The 21,148-nt window shown below is 57.8% G+C and carries 18 protein-coding genes; 5 read left to right on the top strand and 13 right to left on the bottom strand.

What is annotated here, in order from left to right:
- Positions 1 to 94: 94 nt before the first annotated feature.
- Positions 95 to 982 carry a LysR family transcriptional regulator gene (locus ACOT1A_RS22615; protein WP_276170466.1) on the bottom strand — a complete coding sequence of 296 codons (888 nt, stop codon included), beginning with the start codon at positions 980 to 982 and terminating at the stop codon, positions 95 to 97.
- Between the two features lie 102 nt (positions 983 to 1,084).
- Here ACOT1A_RS22615 and ACOT1A_RS22610 point away from each other — a divergent pair, with 102 nt between their 5' ends.
- Together ACOT1A_RS22610 and ACOT1A_RS22605 are read left to right on the top strand one after the other, a co-directional pair.
- The gene (locus ACOT1A_RS22610; protein ID WP_022646760.1) at positions 1,085 to 1,495 is read left to right on the top strand and encodes a CidA/LrgA family protein; all 411 of its coding nucleotides are present in this window, start codon (positions 1,085 to 1,087) and stop codon (positions 1,493 to 1,495) included.
- Positions 1,488 to 2,177 (top strand): LrgB family protein, encoded by a 690-nt coding sequence (locus ACOT1A_RS22605; protein ID WP_022646761.1) that lies wholly within the window; start codon positions 1,488 to 1,490, stop codon positions 2,175 to 2,177. The genes ACOT1A_RS22610 and ACOT1A_RS22605 overlap by 8 nt, the downstream gene beginning before the upstream one ends.
- A 33-nt stretch (positions 2,178 to 2,210) precedes the next feature.
- Here the strand turns inward: ACOT1A_RS22605 and actP are convergent, their stop codons facing one another.
- The 3 genes from actP to acs all read right to left on the bottom strand — a co-directional run bounded on the left by actP (position 2,211) and on the right by acs (position 6,264).
- On the bottom strand, positions 2,211 to 3,860 hold the full coding sequence (gene actP, locus ACOT1A_RS22600) for a cation/acetate symporter ActP (RefSeq protein ID WP_023299099.1): 1,650 nt from the start codon (positions 3,858 to 3,860) through the stop codon (positions 2,211 to 2,213).
- Entirely contained in the window at positions 3,857 to 4,171 is a 315-nt protein-coding gene (locus ACOT1A_RS22595; protein ID WP_038415083.1) for a DUF485 domain-containing protein, read from the bottom strand. Before ACOT1A_RS22595 ends, actP begins: the two co-directional genes overlap by 4 nt.
- 134 nt (positions 4,172 to 4,305) lie before the next feature.
- On the bottom strand, positions 4,306 to 6,264 hold the full coding sequence (acs, locus tag ACOT1A_RS22590; protein WP_023299100.1) for an acetate--CoA ligase: 1,959 nt from the start codon (positions 6,262 to 6,264) through the stop codon (positions 4,306 to 4,308).
- A gap of 423 nt (positions 6,265 to 6,687) precedes the next feature.
- Between acs and gltP the strand changes: the two genes are divergently transcribed.
- Positions 6,688 to 8,001, top strand: a complete 1,314-nt coding sequence (gene gltP / locus ACOT1A_RS22585) for a glutamate/aspartate:proton symporter GltP (protein ID WP_022646765.1) — start codon at positions 6,688 to 6,690, stop codon at positions 7,999 to 8,001.
- 83 nt (positions 8,002 to 8,084) lie between these two features.
- On the opposite strand, the gene ACOT1A_RS22580 is transcribed toward gltP, so the two are convergent.
- The 3 genes from ACOT1A_RS22580 to fdhF form a co-directional block, all read right to left on the bottom strand.
- Positions 8,085 to 8,759, bottom strand: a complete 675-nt coding sequence (locus ACOT1A_RS22580; protein ID WP_023299101.1) for a tetratricopeptide repeat protein — start codon at positions 8,757 to 8,759, stop codon at positions 8,085 to 8,087.
- A gap of 121 nt (positions 8,760 to 8,880) precedes the next feature.
- Positions 8,881 to 9,033 carry a Hok/Gef family protein gene (locus ACOT1A_RS22575; RefSeq protein WP_023299102.1) on the bottom strand — a complete coding sequence of 51 codons (153 nt, stop codon included), beginning with the start codon at positions 9,031 to 9,033 and terminating at the stop codon, positions 8,881 to 8,883.
- Positions 9,034 to 9,353: 320 nt separating this feature from the next.
- Positions 9,354 to 11,501 (bottom strand): formate dehydrogenase subunit alpha, encoded by a 2,148-nt coding sequence (gene fdhF, locus ACOT1A_RS22570; RefSeq protein ID WP_080465274.1) that lies wholly within the window; start codon positions 11,499 to 11,501, stop codon positions 9,354 to 9,356.
- 256 nt (positions 11,502 to 11,757) lie between these two features.
- On the opposite strand from fdhF, the gene ACOT1A_RS22565 reads away from it, so the two are divergent.
- The gene (locus tag ACOT1A_RS22565; RefSeq protein WP_165716238.1) at positions 11,758 to 12,489 is read left to right on the top strand and encodes a response regulator; all 732 of its coding nucleotides are present in this window, start codon (positions 11,758 to 11,760) and stop codon (positions 12,487 to 12,489) included.
- On the opposite strand, the gene ACOT1A_RS22560 is transcribed toward ACOT1A_RS22565, so the two are convergent.
- The 6 genes from ACOT1A_RS22560 to ACOT1A_RS22535 all read right to left on the bottom strand — a co-directional run bounded on the left by ACOT1A_RS22560 (position 12,471) and on the right by ACOT1A_RS22535 (position 18,637).
- The gene (locus ACOT1A_RS22560; protein WP_048965642.1) at positions 12,471 to 13,490 is read right to left on the bottom strand and encodes a carbohydrate kinase family protein; all 1,020 of its coding nucleotides are present in this window, start codon (positions 13,488 to 13,490) and stop codon (positions 12,471 to 12,473) included. The genes ACOT1A_RS22565 and ACOT1A_RS22560 overlap by 19 nt on opposite strands.
- Positions 13,490 to 14,350, bottom strand: coding sequence for a ketose 1,6-bisphosphate aldolase (locus tag ACOT1A_RS22555; protein WP_048965641.1), 861 nt, complete (start codon positions 14,348 to 14,350; stop codon positions 13,490 to 13,492). Before ACOT1A_RS22555 ends, ACOT1A_RS22560 begins: the two co-directional genes overlap by 1 nt.
- Positions 14,351 to 14,360: 10 nt before the next feature.
- Positions 14,361 to 15,047, bottom strand: coding sequence for a D-lyxose/D-mannose family sugar isomerase (locus tag ACOT1A_RS22550; protein ID WP_023299106.1), 687 nt, complete (start codon positions 15,045 to 15,047; stop codon positions 14,361 to 14,363).
- Positions 15,048 to 15,154: 107 nt separating this feature from the next.
- The gene (locus ACOT1A_RS22545; RefSeq protein ID WP_003860240.1) at positions 15,155 to 16,096 is read right to left on the bottom strand and encodes an ABC transporter substrate-binding protein; all 942 of its coding nucleotides are present in this window, start codon (positions 16,094 to 16,096) and stop codon (positions 15,155 to 15,157) included.
- Between the two features lie 28 nt (positions 16,097 to 16,124).
- Complete coding sequence (locus ACOT1A_RS22540) at positions 16,125 to 17,120, bottom strand: ABC transporter permease subunit (protein WP_003860239.1); 996 nt, start codon at positions 17,118 to 17,120, stop codon at positions 16,125 to 16,127.
- Positions 17,121 to 17,122: 2 nt separating this feature from the next.
- Positions 17,123 to 18,637, bottom strand: coding sequence for a sugar ABC transporter ATP-binding protein (locus ACOT1A_RS22535; protein WP_023299107.1), 1,515 nt, complete (start codon positions 18,635 to 18,637; stop codon positions 17,123 to 17,125).
- 181 nt (positions 18,638 to 18,818) lie between these two features.
- Between ACOT1A_RS22535 and ACOT1A_RS22530 the strand changes: the two genes are divergently transcribed.
- Positions 18,819 to 21,098 (top strand): ATP-binding protein, encoded by a 2,280-nt coding sequence (locus ACOT1A_RS22530; protein WP_058646406.1) that lies wholly within the window; start codon positions 18,819 to 18,821, stop codon positions 21,096 to 21,098.
- The last annotated feature ends 50 nt before the right edge of the window (positions 21,099 to 21,148 follow it).

The raw sequence follows: 21,148 nt of genomic DNA, 5'->3' as shown, positions 1-21,148 counted from the left end.
GGGCATCGCTGACAGCCCTCAGTCATTTAGAAAGCAACTTTATTGCTTCTGCATAAAAAAATTACTGGGGATCCCTCAGCCCTATGGGAGAGGGTTAGGGTGAGGGTACCCAAAACCCCTCACAGCATTGCAACCACGCCTGTGCGCTGTGCGACAGATACACCCCTTCACGCCAGATCATCCCTAACTGCCAGTGCAGATCGCTCTCCAGCGGGATCCAGCGCAGCGTGTTTTTATCCAGCCGCCCGCAGATCGGCTGCGGCAGAATGGCTATCCCCACGCCCGCCTGTACCATCGCTGCCAGAAAATCCCACTGGCCGCTGCGCACCGCAATGCGCGGCTTTACGTTGTGCTGGTTAAACAGCGCCATCAGCTGGCGGCTTAAGGCGAAATCTTCGTTGTAAATCAGCAGCGGGTGTTCGCCGAGCAGCTCGGGTTTTACTGATTCAATCTTCAGCCAGTCGCCGGAGCGCGGCACCAGCACGCACAGCGGGTGGCTGAACAGCGGCAGCGTTGCCAGCCCGCTCTCTTCTTCCACGGGAAGGGCCGTCATGGCCACGTCCAGTTCACCGTTCATCACCGCCTGCTGCACGGTCAGGCCGCCAAACTCAGAGATTTTTAGCTCAACGCCGGGATAGCGCTGGCGAAACAGGCTAATCGGCCCGGCCATCATCATGCCGACCATCGGCGGAATGCCGAGCCGCAGCAGCCCTTTTGTCAGGTGGTTGATGTCCCCAAGCTCGGCCTCCAGCTGGCGGAACTCCGCCAGAATTGCCAGCCCGCGCTCGAACACTACGCGACCGGTATCGGTCAGCAGCAGCTTGCGCCCGTCGCGGATCAGCAGGGTACAGTTCAGCTCATCTTCGAGGTTTTTCAGCATCTTACTGATGGTAGGCTGGGTTACGAATAACTTCTCCGCTGCGCGGGTAAAACTTTGCTGGCGAACCACCTCGACAAAATAGCGCAGCGTTCTTATGTCCATGATTATTCCTCGAAACTATACCTTCGATGATTTTAATTCATTTCAGTCGATACCGTACGCTCACTATACTGGCGCCTCGTCTCATTTCTGAGGAAAACCCCCATGGCCGTGGCGTTAAGCCGTGTTACGCCTGCCGTTGTTCAACGACTCCAGGTACCGGTTCAGGTACTGCTCTACGCGGGACTGTTTGTTTTTGCTGAATATCTTGTCGACTGGCTGAACCTGCCTTTACCCGCCAACCTGGTGGGAATGGTGCTGATGCTGACGTTGATCCTCTGTCGCGCGTTACCCCTTAGCTGGGTGCGGGCCGGTGCGCGCTGGCTGCTGGCGGAGATGCTGCTGTTCTTCGTTCCGGCCGTGGTGGCGGTGGTGAATTATGCGCAACTGCTGATGGTCGACGGCTGGCGCATCTTTGCGGTTATCGCCCTGAGCACGCTGATGGTGCTGGGCGCCACCGCCTGGGTGGTGGATAAAGTGTATCGCTTTGAAATCAGCAGGCAGAAGCATGACTAACTTTCAGATAAGCGTGCTATGCCTGATTGCGACAGTCGTCATTTACTTTGCCAACAAGCGCCTGTATCGCCGCTTTCGCACGCTGCCGCTGATGCCGCTGGTCTTTACGCCGATCCTGCTGGTGCTGATGCTGGTCTTCGGCCATATCTCCTGGCAGAACTACATTGGTGAATCCCACTGGCTGCTGTGGCTGCTCGGCCCGGCGACTATCGCCTTTGCGGTGCCGGTGTATGACAACCTGGCAATTATTAAACGCCACTGGATGTCGCTCAGCGCGGGTGTCGTCACCGCGACGGTAGTGGCGGTGTGCAGCTCGGTCTGGCTGGCGCGGCTGTTTACCCTGTCTGATGAAATCCAGCGCAGCCTGGCGGTACGCTCGGTGACCACACCGTTCGCGCTGGCGGCGGCTAAACCGCTCGGCGGACAGCCGGATCTGGTGGCGCTGTTTGTGGTGGTGACCGGCGTGTTCGGCATGGCAGTGGGGGATGTGCTGTTTCTGCGCCTTTCCATTCGCGAAGGGATGGCGAAAGGGGCGGGGTTTGGCGCGGCGTCGCACGGGGCGGGGACGGCACGTTCGTATGAGCTGGGACAGCAGGAAGGCGTTGTTGCAAGCCTGGTGATGATGCTCTCGGGCGTGACAATGGTATTAATCGCGCCGCTGGTGGCGTGGGTGATGTTTTAAGTTCCCCGGCCAGAGCGACCGGGGAGAAAAGGTTTAGTGCGCGCGGCCTTGCTCAACACCCAGGCCGGTTTGCGAGCGGATAAACTGGGCGCGGAATTTCTCACGCTCCAGGTTACCCTCCGGCGAGTTGTCGGTCGCTGAGAAGAACCAGATCCCAATAAACGCCACGGCAATGGAGAACAGCGCCGGGTATTCATACGGGAAGATAGCGCTTTCGTGACCGAGGATCTGCACCCAGATGGTCGGGCCGAGGATCATCAGAATCACCGCCGTCAGCAGCCCCAGCCAGCCGCCAATCATCGCCCCACGGGTGGTCAGTTTTGACCAGTACATGGAGAGCAGAATGATTGGGAAGTTACAGCTTGCCGCAATCGAGAAGGCCAGCCCCACCATAAAGGCGATGTTCTGCTTCTCGAACAAAATCCCCAGCAGGATGGCGACGACGCCCAGCACCAGTACGGTGATTTTGGAGACTTTCAGCTCATCGCGCTCGCTTGCGCCTTTGCGGAAAACGTTGGCGTAGAGATCGTGCGATACCGCAGACGCACCAGCCAGCGTCAGCCCTGCAACCACCGCGAGGATGGTGGCGAAGGCCACGGCAGAGATAAAGCCGAGGAACAGGTTACCGCCTACCGCGTCGGCCAGATGCACCGCCGCCATGTTGTTACCGCCGATAAGCGCGCCCGCCGCGTCTTTAAACGCCGGGTTTGCCCCCACCAGCATGATCGCGCCAAAGCCGATGATAAAGGTCAGTATGTAGAAGTAGCCCATAAACCCGGTGGCGTAAAACACGCTTTTACGCGCTTCACGTGCATCAGACACCGTGAAGAAACGCATCAGGATATGCGGCAGGCCAGCGGTACCGAACATCAGGCCGAGACCGAGCGAGAGCGCGGATATCGGATCTTTCACCAGCCCGCCCGGGCTCATGATCGCTTCCCCTTTCGGGTGCACTGACATGGCTTCGGTAAACAGATTATTGAAGCTGAACCCGACGTGTTTCATCACCATAAAGGCCATAAAGCTGGCGCCGAACAGCAGCAGTACCGCTTTGATGATCTGTACCCAGGTGGTGGCCAGCATGCCGCCGAACAGGACGTACATCACCATCAGCACGCCTACCAGCACCACCGCGACGTGGTAGTTCAGACCGAACAGCAGCTCGATCAATTTACCCGCGCCCACCATCTGCGCAATCAGGTACAGCGCCACCACAACCAGCGAACCGCAGGCGGAGAGCATGCGGATGGGGCCTTGTTTGAGGCGGTATGAAGCTACGTCTGCAAAGGTGTAGCGGCCAAGGTTACGCAGGCGCTCGGCAATCAGGAACAGAATGATCGGCCAGCCGACGAGGAAGCCGAGGGAGTAGATCAGGCCGTCATACCCCGAGGTATAAACCAGCGCGGAGATCCCGAGGAACGAGGCGGCAGACATAAAGTCTCCCGCAATCGCCAGCCCGTTCTGGAAGCCGGTAATGTTGCCGCCCGCGGTGTAGTAATCGTTACGGGAGCGCACGCGTTTCGACGCCCAGTAGGTGATGTAAAGCGTTAGCACCACGAAAATCAGGAACATGATAATCGCCTGCCAGTTGGTTGGCTGGCGCTGGACCTCGCCGGTAAGGGCATCTGCCGCATGGGCAGCAAAGGGAAGTGTGGCGGCAAGCGCCGTCAGGACTCGCTTCATGATGCTTTTACCTCGCGCAGAACTTCTCTGTTAAGACGATCGAATTCACCGTTCGCACGCCAGACATACACACCTGTCAGCACAAACGAAATAACGATAACGCCAATGCCAATTGGGATGCCGCGCGTAACGCTGGTTCCGGCGTGCAGCGGCGTACCGAGCCACTGCGGCGCAAAGGCGATCAGCAGAATAAAGCCGACGTAAATAACCAGCATGATGATGGAAAGGATAAAGGCAAACCGTTGCCGTTTTTCGACGAGCTCCTTGTAGTGCGCACTATTCTCTATCTGCTGACAAATATCGTTATTCATCACAGAGTCTCCAAAGGTAAGGTTGGTTTGTTTTTATCCCCTCTCCCCTATGGGGAGAGGGTTAGGGTGATGGAAGGAAGGTGCGGTCTGATGCCCTCACCCCGGCCCTCTCCCACGGGGAGAGGGAGAAAACACTAGGAAGGCATTGCGATGGCCTGCTTCTCTTCGAGCAGTTTGTCCACCACGCCAGGATCGGCAAGCGTTGAGGTATCACCGAGGTTGCTGGTGTCGCCCGCTGCGATTTTGCGCAGAATACGGCGCATAATCTTGCCGGAACGGGTTTTCGGCAGTGAGTCGGTCCAGTGCAGCACGTCCGGCGTGGCCAACGGGCCGATCTCTTTACGCACCCAGTTACGCACCTCGGTATACAGCTCTGGCGACGGCTCCTCGCCGTGGTTCAGGGTGACGTAGGCGTAGATCGCCTGGCCTTTGATGTTGTGAGGAATGCCGACAACTGCCGCTTCGGCAATCTTCGGATGCGACACCAGCGCAGACTCAATCTCCGCCGTGCCCAGACGGTGGCCGGAAACATTCAGCACGTCGTCCACGCGTCCGGTGATCCAGTAATAACCGTCTTCGTCCCGGCGCGCGCCGTCGCCGCTGAAGTACATGTTTTTAAAGGTCGAGAAGTAGGTCTGCTCGAAGCGCTCATGGTCGCCGAACAGGGTACGCGCCTGGCCAGGCCAGGAATCGACGATTACCAGGTTGCCTTCGGTGGCCCCTTCCTGCGGATTGCCTTCGTTGTCCACCAGCGCGGGCTGCACGCCGAAGAACGGACGGGTGGCCGAACCGGCTTTCAACTGCGTGGCGCCCGGCATCGGGGTGATCATGAAGCCGCCGGTTTCGGTCTGCCACCAGGTGTCCATCACCGGGCACTTCTCGTTGCCGATCTTCTTCCAGTACCACTCCCAGGCTTCCGGGTTGATCGGCTCGCCCACGGAACCGAGGATGCGCAGGGAAGAGCGGTCGGTCCCTTCGATGGCTTTATCGCCTTCCGCCATCAGCGCACGGATCGCCGTTGGCGCGGTGTAGAGAATGTTGACCTGATGCTTATCGACCACCTGGCACATACGCGCCGGCGTTGGCCAGTTAGGTACGCCTTCAAACATCAGCGTCGTTGCGCCGCAGGCCAGCGGGCCGTACAGCAGGTAGCTGTGACCGGTGACCCAGCCCACGTCGGCGGTACACCAGTAGATGTCGCCCGGATGGTAGTCGAAAACGTATTTAAAGGTGGTGGCCGCGTAAACCAGATAGCCGCCGGTGGTATGCAGCACGCCTTTCGGCTTACCGGTGGATCCGGAGGTATAAAGGATAAACAGCGGATCTTCCGCGTTCATCTCTTCCGGCTGATGCTGGTCGCTTGCGTTTTCAATCAGATCGCTCCACCACAGGTCTCGGCCCTCGTGCCAGTCAATGTTGCCGCCCGTGCGTTTGAAGACAATGACGTTATGGATGGATTTCACGTTCGGGTTTTTCAGCGCTTCATCGACGTTTTTCTTCAGCGGAATGCCGCGCCCGGCACGCACGCCTTCGTCAGCGGTGATCACCAGCTTTGAGTTCGAGTCGACGATACGTCCGGCAACCGCCTCCGGCGAGAAGCCACCAAAAATAACGGAGTGGATCGCGCCGATGCGCGCGCAGGCCAGCATAGCCACCGCGGCTTCCGGCACCATCGGCATATAGATCGCCACCACATCGCCTTTTTTAATGCCCTGGGCCAGCAGCACGTTGGCGAAGCGGCAGACGTCGCGATGAAGCTCTTTATATGAGATGTGTTTGCTCTGAGAGGCATCGTCGCCTTCCCAGATAATGGCCGTTTCGTTGCCGCGTTCGGCAAGATGGCGGTCCAGGCAGTTCGCCGCCAGGTTCAGCGTGCCGTCTTCATACCATTTAATGGAGACGTTGCCCGGCGCGAAAGAGGTGTTCTTTACCTTCTGATAAGGTTTGATCCAGTCGAGGATGTGGCCCTGTTCACCCCAGAATGCGTCAGGGCTGGAAATGGACTGCTGGTATTTCTCCTGGTACTGCTCCGGGCTTATCAGGCAACGGTCCGCAATGTTTGCGGGAATGTCGTGTTTGTGTATTTGGCTCATGGCTTTTTTTCTCCTTGTAAGATGTTAATAATATGTCGCAAAAACGTTAATAGTAGGGGCTTTACAAGCTTTGTTTAGTATTTGGGCGACAGATCACGCAATGTCTGAAGAGTATGAAAATTGAGCGAATGAAACTTTGAAGGGAAATAATTCATCTGAAGAATTATTCACTTTTTTGTTTGTAAAAGTTTTTTCATAACAATCGGTTATTGATGTGGATTGCTATTAATTACCGTCAATGACGCTTTTTGCAGTGAAATGCCTTGTTCTTTAAGGCTTGCGCAGCATGCCGTGCAAATGATACTCATACGGCGCGTTAAAAAATCCCATAAACCAACGCAACACAATTCATACCCTTTCAGTATGTCTCCATATTCATGCAGTTTTGCTGGTGCGGAGATTTCATTGAGGAAGTCAGTTTCTATGAAAAATTTGAAAGTCAGCCTGGCCTGGCAGATCCTGCTGGCCCTTGTGCTGGGCATCTTGCTGGGCAGTTACCTCCATTATCATAGCGACAGCCGCGAGTGGCTGATTGCGAACCTTCTCTCGCCAGCGGGCGATATCTTTATTCATCTGATCAAGATGATTGTTGTGCCGATTGTGATCTCGACGCTGGTGGTCGGTATTGCCGGGGTAGGTGATGCGAAACAGTTAGGCCGCATCGGCGTTAAAACCATTCTCTATTTCGAAGTGATCACCACGGTTGCCATCATTCTTGGTATCACCCTGGCGAACGTGTTCCAGCCAGGTTCCGGGATTGATATGTCGCAGCTGGCGACGGTGGATATTTCGAAATATCAAAGCACCACCGCCGACGTGCAGAGCCATTCGCATGGGCTGATGGGGACTATCCTCTCGCTGGTGCCGACCAACATTATCGCGTCAATGGCGAAGGGCGAGATGCTGCCGATCATCTTCTTCTCGGTGCTCTTTGGTCTGGGGCTTTCTTCCCTGCCCGCGACGCACCGTGAACCGCTGGTAACGGTGTTCCGCTCTATCTCTGAAACCATGTTCAAAGTCACCCACATGGTGATGCGCTATGCGCCGGTGGGTGTTTTTGCGCTGATCGCCGTAACCGTGGCGAACTTCGGTTTTGCCTCCCTGTGGCCGTTGGCGAAGCTGGTGATTCTGGTGCACTTCGCGATCCTGTTCTTCGCGCTGGTGGTGCTGGGGATTGTGGCGCGCCTGTGCGGGCTGAGCATCTGGATCCTGATCCGCATTCTGAAAGATGAGCTGATTCTGGCGTACTCCACGGCAAGTTCTGAGAGCGTGCTGCCGCGTATCATTGAGAAGATGGAGGCCTACGGTGCACCGGCGTCCATTACCAGCTTCGTTGTACCGACCGGTTACTCCTTCAACCTGGATGGTTCAACGCTGTATCAGAGTATTGCGGCAATCTTTATCGCTCAGCTGTACGGCATTGACCTGTCGCTGTGGCAGGAAATCGTGCTGGTGTTGACCCTGATGGTGACCTCAAAGGGTATCGCAGGCGTGCCGGGCGTCTCCTTCGTGGTGCTGCTGGCGACGCTGGGCAGCGTCGGTATTCCGCTGGAAGGCCTGGCGTTTATCGCCGGTGTGGACCGTATCCTCGACATGGCGCGTACCGCGCTGAACGTGGTGGGTAATGCGCTGGCGGTGCTGGTAATCTCCAAGTGGGAACACAAGTTCGACCGTAAAAAAGCGCTGGCGTATGAACGCGAGGTGCTGGGTCGTTTTGATAAAACGGCTGACCAGTGATGTAAAAATGCCGGGTGGCGGCTTCGCCTTACCCGGCCTACATAACCGTAGGCCCGGTAAGCGCAGCGCCACCGGGCAATAATTTACTCCCCGCTCAACGCATCAAACTCTTCACACCCGGTATCAAACCCTTCCGTACAGCTCAGGTTTAACCAGTAAAGCGCTTTCTGTTTATTCGGTGTGATAAAGCCTTTCTCACCCTGCCTGAACAGCATGCCTGCCCAGTACTCCGCATAGCCCGTCCGGGACAGAGCCGAACTCCGCTTGAACCACGCCGCAGCCTGCAAGTCATCCTGAGGGACTTCAACGCCGTTGGCATAGATCAGCCCCAGCAGCTGTTGCGCGTCTACCGCCGAGTCGCTATCGATGTCTTCGGTCGCCGTTTGCAGCAGTTTAATGGCCTGCGGGTAGTCGGTCTTGCCTGCTTGCGTGTTCACCAGCACCCGCGCCAGCATGATCGCGCCGCGTTTGCTGCCCGCAATGTTTGCCTGTTGGGCCAGAGCTTTGGCCTGTGCGTAGTCGCCCTGCGTAAAGAGGATTTGCGACAGCAGCGCCATGGCGTCGACATTGCCGCCTTTCGCCGCTTTCTCGGCCCACAGCGCGGCCTGCTTGCTGTCGCCGGAACTGAAGTACGTATCGGCAAGATAATACTGGGCGCGCGCATCACCGGCTTCCGCCTGTTTTCGATACTGGCTGCCTATCTCATCGGCACGGGCAAAGGCGGTTAAAAATAACAACAACAGAAAAATGGCTTTCATGGATTCTTATCATCGGGGTACATGCCGCGCAGTATAATCGCGGTGACAGAAGAAAAAAACGGGTGCGTTAAGACCTCAGCATCCCACAAGCCGGGCGGAACACGCGTTCCACCCGAAGAGGTTAGCCTGCGTTACAGGCTAATTTCGCCGCCACCTCCTGATGTTCACTCTTTATTGAAAACTCACATAACTTACCGCGAGTAATAAAGGTAAAGATCACTATCGTCAGGCAAATAATAAAAACGATGCCTAACGCAGTTTTTAATGGCGTCATGCCTTTTACTCCTTGTGAAAAAAAGAATAAGAGGCTACTCTCAACCTGTTGGGGGTTGAGGGGTAGCCTCGGGTAAATGCAAATTTCCCGGGGCTTTCCACTTTCTGTCCCTCAACAATGCTCAAGACAGAAAGTCTTAAGCACCCGCCGCATATCTTATCCCTCTGAATTAAAATGCAAAGATGTAATTAATTTTCGCGCAAATTACATTTTTCTGCGAGACGTCTTCAGAGAAATATATTGATATTATTAATAGCGATGCCAGAAATAATAATGGGGTGAATATCTCACCCCATTTAGTCAGCGATTAATTAACAGCTTCATCCCATTGCGCTTTCACGCAGGCGGGCTTTCAGCTTGTTATATTCGTCGATCACGTACTGTTCCGCTGCGCGCTGATCCGCTATGGGCTCCACGTTTACGGCGCAGTATTTATACTCCGGCGTTTTGGTTATCGGGCTTAAGTTCTCCGTCACCAGCTCGTTACAGGCGCCAATCCACCACTGGTAGGTCATATAGACCGCGCCTTTGTTCGGACGGTCGCTGACCTGCGCGCGGGTAATGATGCGGCCTTTACGCGAGTTCACCCACACCAGCGCTTCATCTTCAATACCGAGCCGTTCGGCATCGGCGGTGTTGATCTGCGCGTAGCCCGGTTCATCCGCCAGCGCCGCCAGCGCGGCGCAGTTGCCGGTCATGGAACGGCAGGAGTAATGGCCCACTTCACGCACGGTGGAGAGCACCATCGGATACTCGTCGGTGAGTTTATCGATCGGCGCGACCCAGTCGCAGGTGAAGAATTGCGCCAGCCCGTTCGGGGTGTCGAATTTTTCTTTAAAGAGGTACGACGTTCCCTGATCCGCCTCTGACTCATCCCGGCATGGCCACTGGATGTAGCCTAGCTCACCCATTTTTTCATAGGTTGCCCCATAAAAGTCCGGGCACAGATGCCGCAACTCGTCCCAGATCTCCTGGGTGTTGTTGTAGTGCATCGGGTAGCCCATCCGGGTGGCGATTTCGCTGATGATCTGCCAGTCCGTTTTCAGATCCCACTTCGGCTCGACAGCCTTGAAGAAGCGCTGGAAGCCGCGGTCTGCCGCCGTATAGACACCTTCATGCTCTCCCCAGGAGGTCGACGGTAAAATCACATCCGCCGCCGCCGCGGTTTTGGTCATAAAGATATCCTGAACAATCACCAGCTCCAGATCCTCAAACCCTTTACGCACCGCAGACAACTCGGCGTCGGTCTGGAGCGGATCTTCACCCATGATGTAGGCCGCACGCACTTCACCGTGCGCCGCGCGGTGCGGCAGCTCGCTGATGCGATATCCCGTGTGCTCAGGCAGGCTCTCCACGCCCCAGGCCTTCGCGAATTTCTCGCGATTTTCCGGGAATTTGACGTACTGGTAGCCCGGATAGGTGTCCGGCAGCGCGCCCATGTCGCACGCGCCCTGCACGTTATTCTGACCACGTACCGGGTTCACGCCCACATGCGCTTTACCCAGATTGCCGGTCAACATGGCGAGGCTGGTGAGCGAGCGCACGGTTTCCACGCCCTGGTAGAACTGGGTCACGCCCATACCCCACAGAATAGAGGCGGTTTTCGCTCCGGCGTACATCCGCGCCGCCTGGCGGATCTCCTGTGCGCTGACGCCGGTTATCGCCTCAACGGACTCCGGCGTATAGCCTTCGACAATCTTGCGATACTCTTCAAACCCTTCCGTACGGCTTGCGACAAACGCCTGGTCGTAGAGGTTCTCCTCAATAATGACGTGCCCCATTGCATTTAACAGCGCGATGTTCGAGCCGTTTTTCAGTGCGATGTGCATATCGGCAATGCGCGCGGTTTCAATTTTGCGCGGATCGCAGACGATGATTTTCGCCCCGTTCTGTTTGGCGCGAATCACGTGATTCGCGACGATAGGGTGAGAATCCGCCGGGTTATAGCCGAAGATGAACACCAGATCGGTGTTATCTATCTCATTGATGGCATTACTCATTGCGCCGTTACCGACCGACTGGTGCAGACCTGCAACCGATGGGCCGTGTCAGACGCGAGCGCAGCAGTCGACGTTATTGGTACCAATAACGGCGCGCGCGAATTTTTGCATCACATAGTTGGTTTCATTCCCGGTTCCGCGTGAGGAGCCGGTGGTCTGAATCGCATCCGGGCCATACTTGGCCTTGATGGCGCTAAGGCGCGTGGCAACATAATCCAGCGCTTCATTCCAGGAGACGGCTTCCAGCTTGCCGCCGCGCTCGCGGCGGATCATAGGGGTTTTCAGGCGCGGGGTGAGGATTTGGGTATCGTTAATAAAATCCCAGCCGTAGTACCCTTTCAGGCACAGCGTGCCCTGATTGGTTTTACCCTGCGCCGCTTCCGCCCGGACGATTTTGCCGTTATCGACCACCAGGTGGATCTTGCAACCTGAGGCACAATAAGGGCAAACCGTGACGACTTTTTTCATCACTTTGCTCCAGTTAAACAGTTCTTACCTGCCCAATATGCAGCTTCTATGCCATGTTTTTACTATGGGTATTTCCTGACTTTACGACCCTTTGCGGGGCAAAACCCTGACGAAAAACAGCCAATCGTCAAAATTGACGTGTCGAAAGGGCAGGGGATGTGACATGGATTGAATTTCCGTCACGTAAAAAACAATTCGGCTGGAGCCGGCGGCAGAATGGTTCAGACTTAACATAATTCCCTGACGGAAGCATGCGATGAAACCGGCGATTCTGGTGGTTGATGATGATGTCGCAGTCTGCGAACTGCTACAGGATGTGCTCAGCGAGCACGTCTTTACCGTGCTGACGTGTCACACCGGTCAGGAAGCGGTGAACCGTGTCCAGCAGGACTCCGGCATTGCGCTGGTTCTGCTGGACATGATGCTGCCGGATATCAACGGATTACAGGTTTTGCTGCAGATGCAAAAGCGGCGACCGTCGCTACCGGTGGTGATGCTGACGGGGCTGGGAAGTGAATCAGATGTGGTCGTCGGGCTGGAAATGGGCGCTGATGATTACATCGGAAAACCGTTCAATCCGCGCGTGGTGGTCGCCCGCGTTAAGGCGGTGCTGCGTCGTACCGGTGCGCTGGCCGCGGGGCCTGCCGCGCCGCGCGTTGAAGGTATTGCCTTTAACGGCTGGACGCTGGACACCACCCGCTGCGAGCTGAGCGATCCGCAGCGTAATACCGTGCCGTTAACCCAGGGCGAATATGGCCTGCTGCTGGCATTAACGCAAAACGCCCGCCGGGTACTGAGCCGTGAACAGCTGCTTGAACTGACCCACAGCGAAAGCGCCGAGGTCTTTGACCGCACTATCGACGTGCTGATCATGCGGTTGCGGCGAAAAATTGAGGTTAATCCGCACCAGCCTCTGCTGATCAAAACCATTCGCGGTCTGGGCTATGTTTTTGCCACGGACGTTTCCCATCATGAGAAAGCCGCCTGACCGTTCTCCTGAATAAACGTCTGAAGCTCGGCCAGCGTTTTCGCGCCGTCAATTGCATTAGCCGCCAGCAGGCTGGCCCGCGCACAGGCGTGCGCCAGATAAATACTCTCCGTCAGCGGCAGGGATTCATGGCAGCCGTATAAAAAGCCCGCGCAAAACGCGTCGCCCGCGCCGACGCTGCCGATAATCTCGTCCTGCGTCAGCTTCCACGACGGAACCCATTGCCCTTTTTCACCCGGCGCTTCACCCCATGCCCCTTCCGGACAGTGGATCACCACCCGCTGTCGCACGCCTGCCGCCAGCAGCTGTGCGGCAGCGTCGGCGATATGGGCCATGTTCAGCGCATCATGGCTGTCGCGGATCTCAAGCCCGCTAAACTCACCGGCTTCCAGCTCGTTAATCACCAGATAATCAAGATGGCGCAGGGCAGGGAGCACCAGCGGCTGATAGCGCGGGTCGCCCTTGCGGGACACCAGATCGAGCGAGGTTTCATACCCCTGATCGTGCATCTGTGCCAGTAACCGCGCGCTGCGGGTGCCAAATTCCTCGTCCGGCATATCCAGGCTGTCGAGCAGCAGCAGATAGCCGAGATGGAAGATCTTCAGCGATCCGTCTAAACGATCGAAGGCGGGAAGATCCAGCAGGCGGTTGGCGCCCGGCGAGTGGAAAAAGGTGCGCTGTCCGCTGGGGTCGGTCATCACCTGCGACATCGACGTTGGGGAGAACGTCGTGCGCTGCACGCGCTGGCGATTGACGTGATACTGGTCGAGCATCGCCAGAATATAGTCTCCGTCGCTGTCTTCCCCAATCAGCCCCACCGCCTGTAACGGCAGGCCGACGTGCATTTTCGCCAGCGTCAGCAGAACGTTGAGCGGCGCACCGCCGGTTGAGCGTTCGCTGTGGGTGATTTCTGCCAGCCAGCCGCGCTCCGGCCACTGTACGATCTGGTGGACGTGATCCACCAGCATATTGCCTGCGGCGACGATCCCTTTGCGTTCCATTAGGCCTGCCCCGCACTGCCGAAGATGCGCATCTGTTCCGCAACCGTATCGGTAATGGCCTCTTCAATGCCCAGCAGCAGCTCGGCAAACTCATCGTAAAGCGGTTGGCGGTTCGCCATGCGTTGCTCAACGGCGGCAAGTGCGGCCTGCGACATGCCGGTATAGAAATTGATTTTATGAATACCGAGTTCAATGGCGCGGCGGAAATCAGTGTCGCTTATGCCAGAGCCACCATGTAAAACCAGCGGCAGGCCCGTCTGCTGGCGAATGGCGTCCAGACGCGGAAAATCAAGCTTCGGCTCGCCCTTGTATTTGCCGTGCGCGTTGCCAATGGCAACCGCCAGCGCATCGATGCCGGTTGAATCAACAAATTCGCGCGCCAGTTGCGGGTCGGTAAAGAAGGCTTCATCCGCATGACCGTACAGCGCGCCACCTTCATCCCCGCCTACCGCGCCCAGCTCCGCCTCTACCGAGACGCCCACCGCGTGGCACATCTTCACCACTTCCCGGGTCTGGCGGATATTTTCCTCATAGCTCAGCGTGGAGCCGTCGAACATCACCGAGCTGAACCCTAAACGCAGGGCGCGCACCACCGCCTCAAAATGCAGGCCGTGGTCGAGGTTAAGCACCACGGGAATATCGTGGCGGGCAGCTTCGAATTTCACCGCTTCCACCAGCGACTCCAGAGACACGTACTTAAAATGCACTTCGGCGATGTTGATGATAAACGGCGAGCGTTCCTGCTTCGCGGCGGCAAACAGCGCGCGCAGAAAATGGGAGTCGAGCACGTTGAACGCGCCCAGGGCGTAGCGGTGTTCCCTGGCGTGGGCCAGACCGTCGGCAAGAGAAATCAATGGCATCATTCACTCCTTATATCCGAAAGAGGGTGTACTCGTTGCACAGCACCAGCACCGCCGGTTCGTCTTCTTCGATGGTGTTGTAGCGATCGATGGGCTGTAAAAAGTGGTTGTCGTGTTCATCGTCATTGACCGACGACACTTCGCCCACCAGCACATCACCAAAGCCGCGTTCACCCCAGAAACTGTGGTACAGGCCGGGCGTCAGGCAGATGCTCTCCCCTGGCGTGAGGCGCAGCTGGCTGCCGGGCGCGTGCGTCTGCCGACAGCCATCTATCGTGACGGTCACGTCGGTGTTTTCGGTCTCTTCATGCGCGCCCGCATTCCATAACTCAATAATCAGATTCCCGCCGCCGCGGTTAATGATGTCCTCCCGCTTGCGCCAGTGAAAATGCATCGGCGTCACCTGGCCGTCGCGGACGTGCATGATTTTTTCGGCATAGCACTTTTCATAGGGCACGCCGTTGGGGGAGCCGTTGCGCAGGGTGAAAAGCGTCAGGCCCTGGGTGGCAAAGCTGTTGCCGCCGAACGCCGTCACGTCCCAGCCGAGCCTAAGGTCAAACACCTCCTGCCATGCTGCCTGGTCAAGCTGCTGCCATTTTGTCGGCGGAAAGCTGGCAAACGGCGGGAGATGCACGCCGTGCATGGAGAAGAACTGCCGCGTGTGGCCGAGGATTTCATTTATGTCGGAGCGTTTCATGGGGACTCCTTGAGTTTTTGCCGCCCCCTTACCCTAACCCTCTCCCCAAAGGGGAGAGGGAACTTGAACACCCTCTCTCCTTTGGGGAGAGGGTCGGGGTGAGGGGCTTACTTAACCGTCCACCCCTTATACGTGCCGACGTTCTTTTTATCGATCATCGTCACCGGGATCAGCACAGGCTCTTTCGGCGCAGGTTTGCCCTGAAGAATGTCATAGCCGATCTCCACCGCCTTCGCCGCCATCACCTGCGGATCCTGCGCCGGGGTAGCAACAAACAGCGAGTTTTCGCGCTTCAGGGCTTCTTCACCATCCGGGCTGCCATCCACGCCAACGATAAAGAATTCATTGCGTTGCGCCTGTTTAGCCGCCAGATCGGCGCCGATCGCGGTCGGATCGTTAATCGCGAATACGCCGTCGATCTTCGGATTGGCCGCCAGCAGGGAGGTCATGACCTCCAGGCCGCCTTCGCGGCTGCCTTTGGCGTTCTGATTATCCGAGAGCACTTTGATATCCGGGTGGCGCCTGAACTCGGTCTGGCAGCCCTCCACGCGGTTTTGTACCGCAGAAACCGGCGGTCCGTTGATGATCACCACGTTGCCTTTACCTTTCAGGCGGTCGGTAATGTACTTACAGGCCATTTCTCCCGCCTGAGTGTTATCGGAGGTGATGGTCGCATCGGCCCCTTCCGCCGCCACGTCCACCGCCACGACCACGATCCCCGCCTCTTTAGCGCGTTTTACCGCGGGGCCGATCCCTTTGGAATCCGCGGCATTGAGGATGATCATGTCTACTTTCGCCGCAATGAAGTTATCGATCTGCGACACCTGCTGGCCCAGATCGTACCCGCTGGAGACCAGCGTCACCTTGACGTTGTCCCCCGCCAGCTTGCGCGCTTCCAGCTCGGCACCTTTGGTGATCTGCACGAAGAACGGGTTAGCCAGGTCACCCACCGTCACGCCGATGGATTTCAGATCTTTTGCCTGCGCAAACGGGGTTGCGGCCAGCAGCGCGCCAGCACAGAGCGCGGTCACTAAGGGCTTCAATCTCATGCTGTATTCCTCACGTAGGGTATTGTTGTTATGCACTTTGATGGTGTCGGGTACGGTATTTGTCGATCAGCACCGCTATGATGATCACCGCCCCTTTGATCACCAGCTGCCAGAAATAGGAGACGCCCATCAGCGTCATGCCGTTGTTGAGGGTGGCGATGATCAGCGCGCCCACCAGGGTGCCGGTGATCGTGCCGATCCCGCCGACGAAGCTGGTGCCGCCGAGGATCACCGCCGCAATCGCATCCAGCTCGTACCCCGTGCCGAGGTTGCCGTTGGCGCTGTAGAGACGTGAAGCGCTCATCACGCCGCCTAAGCCCGAGAGCAGGCCACTCATGCCGTAGACAAACAGCAGCACCAGCCAGACCTTAATGCCGGTTAAGCGTGCCGCCTGCATGTTGCCACCAACCGCATAGATGTGAACGCCGAGGGTGGTGCGGCGCAGGATGAACCAGCACACCACAATCACCGCCAGGGCGATCACCACCAGCCACGGAATCGGGCCGAGGTAGTTATTGCCGATCCACTCGAAGTTAATGTTGGAGTTAATAACCGTCGTGCCGTCCGCCAACAGGTAGGCCGCGCCGCGCAGCGCCGTATAGGTGCCGAGCGTGACGATAAACGGCGGAAGTCCGGCGAAGGCCACCAGCGCACCGTTGAACAGCCCCAGCACCATACCGAGCATCAGCGCCGCCGGAATGGAGAGCATCGCAAATTCAGGGATAAGCGAGACCACCATCGCCGCCACTGCCGTGGTGCCCAGAATCGAGCCCACGGAGAGGTCAATCCCGCCGGTCAGGATGATGAAGGTCATCCCGGCCGCCAGCACAATGTTGATCGACGCCTGCCGGGTAATGTTGAGCAGATTACTCTCGGTGAAAAAGTTCGGGGCGATAAAGCCAAATACCGCCACAATCAGGATTAAAATCGGCAAAATGCCGATCGTTTGCATCAGATCGCTCATCAGCATTTTTTTGGCGGAGGCGGATTTCGCCACCTGCTGCGGATGGGTTGGAGTTGTCATAATTACACCGCCTGATGATGTGTGTCGTTTACGCCGGTTGCCAGCGTCATGATGTTTTCCTGAGAGATGTCGCGCCCGTGCAGTTCACCCGCAATGCTGCCTTCCCGCATCACGTACACCCGGTCGCTCATCCCTACTACTTCCGGCAGCTCGCTGGAGATCATCAGTATCGCAACGCCTTTGCGCGCCATCTGGTTCATGATGCGGTAGATCTCGCTTTTTGCGCCGACGTCTACGCCGCGCGTGGGCTCGTCCAGAATCAGAATGCGCGGGCCTATCGCCACCCAGCGGGAGATCAGCAGTTTTTGCTGGTTGCCGCCGGAGAGCCCGCCCGCGCGCACCTGTGAATGGGGCACGCGGATATTGAGCAGGGCGATGGCGTCATCGGAAATCGACTGCGCTTTTTTGCGGTTCAGCCAGCCGAAGGTGGCGTCGCGCTCCAGCGTCGCCATGGTGATGTTCTCCTGCGCCGCCAGCTCCAGAAACAGACCTTGCTCCTTGCGGTTCTCGGTAAGAAAACCGATGCCGTTCTCAATGGCCGCGCGCGGGGAGTGGATCACCACCGGTTCGCCGTCCACCTCAATCATGCCGCCGGTGGCTTTGCGCACGCCGAAGATCAGCTGCGCCAGCTCGGAACGCCCGGCCCCGACCAGCCCCGCCAGTCCGACGATTTCACCGGAGCGCACCTGCAAACTACAGGGCTGCACTTTTTTGCCGTCGGTGAGGTGGTGGACGTTAAGACGCGGGCTGCCGAGGGGAATATCGCGCTCTTTGTTAAACAGATCGCTGAGCGGACGGCCCACCATCATGCGCACCAGCTCGGAGGCGTTGAGCCTGTCGCGCGTCAGGCTGCCGACGTATTGCCCGTCGCGCAGCACGCTGACGCGGTCCGAGAGTTCATACACTTCCGCCATCCGGTGGCTGATGTAAATAATCGCCATGCCTTCATCGCGCAGGCGCAAAATCAGTTCGAACAGACGGTGGGTTTCGCGCGAGGAGAGGGCGGCGGTAGGTTCGTCCATCACCAGAATGCGGCTGTTGCGGTGCAGGGCGCGGGCGATCTCCACCTGCTGCTGCTCGGCGATCGTCAGCTTCATGACCAGGTCGGTGGCGCTGAACTGCGCACCGAGGCGGTCAATGACCGCCTGCGCCTGGGCAGCCATCTCTTTGCGCTGGACCAGCCCGCCGCGCGACAGCTCGCTGCCGAGAAAAATGTTTTCCGCCACGGTCAGGTTAGGAGCAAGCTGCATCTCCTGATAAATCAGGGTAATGCCTGCGGCCAGCGCATCTTTCGGACCTTTGATGTGAAATGGCTTGCCGTCGATGAGGATGTCGCCGCTGCTGGCGGTATAGGCGCCTGCGAGGATCTTCATCAGCGTGCTTTTTCCGGCGCCGTTTTCCCCCATCAGCGCGTGGATCTCACCGGGGAAAACCGTCAAATCCACGCCCTTGAGCGCGTGGAAATTGCCAAAGGTTTTGGCAATGTGGCGCATCTCTAAAACCGGGGTTCTGCTCATGGCGGATCTCCTGTGAATGTCGATATCTGCACTTCATCACAGGCGCGTAAATGCAAAATGTCAGAAGCTGTTCATATTTGTCATAGTTATGAATAGCTAATCGCCATCACATTTTCCTTTTCCCTCTCCCTGTGGGAGAGGGCCAGGGTGAAGGCACCAATCCGCAGAGGAGCCCAAACCCATGTCTTCACGCCCCCCGTTCTTCACCAGCGCCCGCGGACGCCTGCTGATTTTTAATCTGCTGGTGGTCGCCGTCACGCTGATGGTCAGCGGTGTGGCGGTGCTCGGCTTTCGTCACGCCAGCCAGATCCAGGAGCAGGTCCAACAGCAAACGCTGGATGACATGACCGGCAGCATGAACCTCGCCCGTGATACCGCAAATGTGGCAACGGCGGCGGTGCGGCTGTCGCAGGTGGTCGGTGCGCTGGAGTACAAAGGCGAAGCCGAGCGGCTGAAACAGACGCAGATGGCGCTGCGCCACTCGCTGGATCAACTTGCCGATGCGCCGCTGGCGCAGCAGGAGCCGGCGCTGGTGGCGCGAATTATTCGCAGGAGTAATGAATTACAGCAGAGCGTGACGGGAATGCTGGAGCGCGGGCAAAAGCGGCATCTGGAGCGTAACGCGCTGCTCAGCTCGCTCTATCAAAGCCAAAGCTACCTGCGTCATTTGCAGGATATCAACCGCCGTTACGCGAGCAATGTGCCAGACGCCCGACAGCTTGCAGAGATGGACAGGCTGATCGTTGCCGCCATTGATACCCCTTCACCGCGCGCCACGGTGCAGCAGCTGGATGCAGTAACCGCGGGGTTACCCGCGAGCGCCCTGCAACCGGTGGCCAACCTGGTGCTCCCGGATTTTAATGATGAGCTGCGCAAGCTCGCACCACTGTCGACGCAGCTGGAGGAGAGCGATCTGTCCATCAGCTGGTACATGTTCCACATCAAGGCGCTGGTGGCGATATTAAACAGCGACATTAATCAGTACGTTGAACAGGTGGCGCAGGCTTCCCGGCTTCGCACGGCCCAGAGCCATCACGAGCTGCAATCCATCAGCGTGTTTATCAGCATCTTCGCGGTGCTGGCGCTGATCATCACCGGCTGTGCCTGCTGGTATATTTACCGCAATCTGGGCTCCAACCTGACGGCTATCTCAAGGGCGATGTCGCGTCTCGCTCACGGGGAGCAGGATGTGTCGGTGCCCGCGCTACAGCGGCGTGATGAGCTGGGGGAACTGGCGCGCGCGTTTAACGTTTTCGCCCGCAATACCGCTTCGCTGGAGCACACCACGCGGCTGCTGAAGGTGAAGACCTCACAGATGGAGGTTGACCGCATCGAACGTCAGGGGCTGGAGGAGGCGCTGCTGCACAGCCAGAAAATGAAGGCGGTCGGGCAACTGACGGGTGGCCTGGCGCATGATTTTAATAACCTGCTGGCGGTGATTATCGGCAGTCTGGAGCTGACCGATTCGGCATCACCGGACGCGCCGCGCATCACCCGTGCGCTTAAAGCCGCGGAACGCGGAGCCATGCTCACCCAGCGTCTGCTGGCCTTCTCGCGCAAGCAATCCCTGCATCCACATGCGGTAGAGATGAAGCCGCTGCTGGAGAACCTGAGCGAGCTGATGCGGCACTCGCTTCCCGCCACGCTGACGCTGGATATTGAAGCGCAAACCCCGGCCTGGCCCGCATGGATTGACGTCAGCCAGCTGGAAAACGCCATTATCAACCTGGTGATGAACGCCCGTGATGCAATGGAGGGGCAATACGGTGTGATCAAAATCCGCACCTGGAACCAGCGTGTGACCCGCAGCGACGGGCGCAGGCAGGATATGGTCGCGCTGGAGGTGATTGACCACGGCTGCGGGATGTCGCAGGAGGTGAAATCGCAGGTCTTTGAACCGTTCTTCACCACCAAACAGACCGGCAGCGGCAGCGGGCTAGGGCTGTCGATGGTGTACGGCTTTGTGCGCCAGTCGGGTGGTCGCGTTGAGATCGAAAGCGCGCCGGGGCAGGGAACCACCGTGCGGCTCCAGCTGCTGCGCTCGACGCTGCCCGCGTTCTCCGGTGATGTCGTGCTGGCAACCACGGCCCCGGCAGAAAGTGAGCTGCTTGTGCTGGTCCTGGAAGATGAGGCGGGCGTGCGGCAGACCCTGTGCGAGCAACTGCACCAGCTTGGCTACCTGACACTTGAAGCCGAAAACGGCGAGCAGGCGTTGAACATGCTGGACGCATCACCGGATATCGGCATGTTTATCAGCGACCTGATGTTGCCGGGCGGCCTGAGCGGTGCGGAGGTGATCGGCCATGTACGCAGCCACTATCCGCAGTTGCCGGTTCTGCTGATCAGCGGGCAGGATTTGCGCCCGGCGCATAACCCGCAGCTGCCGGACGTTCCGTTACTGCGAAAACCGTTCACCCGCGCACAGCTGGCGCAGGCGCTGCGCAAGGTGAGGGTAATTTGAGATTCCTCCGCTACTCCCGCTAACAGCCAGTCATTACTTTAAGGCCAGTT

The sequence above is a fragment of the Enterobacter cloacae complex sp. SYL003 genome, assembly GCF_049236925.1.
Lineage (GTDB): Bacteria > Pseudomonadota > Gammaproteobacteria > Enterobacterales > Enterobacteriaceae > Enterobacter > Enterobacter intestinihominis.
The sequence above is the reverse complement of the archived record's forward strand: the minus strand, read 5'-3'. Positions and strand labels throughout refer to the sequence as shown.

Bases quoted from the DNA above. Each gene is read 5' to 3' on its own strand.
- ACOT1A_RS22550 (WP_023299106.1), bottom strand. From the start codon at position 15,047: ATGAAACGCTCCGACATAAATGAAATCCTCGGCCACACGCGGCAGTTC.
- ACOT1A_RS22560 (WP_048965642.1), bottom strand. From the start codon at position 13,490: ATGGAACGCAAAGGGATCGTCGCCGCAGGCAATATGCTGGTGGATCAC.
- ACOT1A_RS22580 (WP_023299101.1), bottom strand. From the start codon at position 8,759: ATGAAAGCCATTTTTCTGTTGTTGTTATTTTTAACCGCCTTTGCCCGT.
- ACOT1A_RS22530 (WP_058646406.1), top strand. From the start codon at position 18,819: ATGTCTTCACGCCCCCCGTTCTTCACCAGCGCCCGCGGACGCCTGCTG.
- ACOT1A_RS22595 (WP_038415083.1), bottom strand. From the start codon at position 4,171: ATGAATAACGATATTTGTCAGCAGATAGAGAATAGTGCGCACTACAAG.
- ACOT1A_RS22545 (WP_003860240.1), bottom strand. From the start codon at position 16,096: ATGAGATTGAAGCCCTTAGTGACCGCGCTCTGTGCTGGCGCGCTGCTG.
- gltP (WP_022646765.1), top strand. From the start codon at position 6,688: ATGAAAAATTTGAAAGTCAGCCTGGCCTGGCAGATCCTGCTGGCCCTT.
- ACOT1A_RS22555 (WP_048965641.1), bottom strand. From the start codon at position 14,350: ATGCCATTGATTTCTCTTGCCGACGGTCTGGCCCACGCCAGGGAACAC.
- ACOT1A_RS22605 (WP_022646761.1), top strand. From the start codon at position 1,488: ATGACTAACTTTCAGATAAGCGTGCTATGCCTGATTGCGACAGTCGTC.
- ACOT1A_RS22540 (WP_003860239.1), bottom strand. From the start codon at position 17,120: ATGACAACTCCAACCCATCCGCAGCAGGTGGCGAAATCCGCCTCCGCC.
- ACOT1A_RS22535 (WP_023299107.1), bottom strand. From the start codon at position 18,637: ATGAGCAGAACCCCGGTTTTAGAGATGCGCCACATTGCCAAAACCTTT.
- acs (WP_023299100.1), bottom strand. From the start codon at position 6,264: ATGAGCCAAATACACAAACACGACATTCCCGCAAACATTGCGGACCGT.
- ACOT1A_RS22565 (WP_165716238.1), top strand. From the start codon at position 11,758: ATGAAACCGGCGATTCTGGTGGTTGATGATGATGTCGCAGTCTGCGAA.
- actP (WP_023299099.1), bottom strand. From the start codon at position 3,860: ATGAAGCGAGTCCTGACGGCGCTTGCCGCCACACTTCCCTTTGCTGCC.
- ACOT1A_RS22575 (WP_023299102.1), bottom strand. From the start codon at position 9,033: ATGACGCCATTAAAAACTGCGTTAGGCATCGTTTTTATTATTTGCCTG.
- ACOT1A_RS22610 (WP_022646760.1), top strand. From the start codon at position 1,085: ATGGCCGTGGCGTTAAGCCGTGTTACGCCTGCCGTTGTTCAACGACTC.
- ACOT1A_RS22615 (WP_276170466.1), bottom strand. From the start codon at position 982: ATGGACATAAGAACGCTGCGCTATTTTGTCGAGGTGGTTCGCCAGCAA.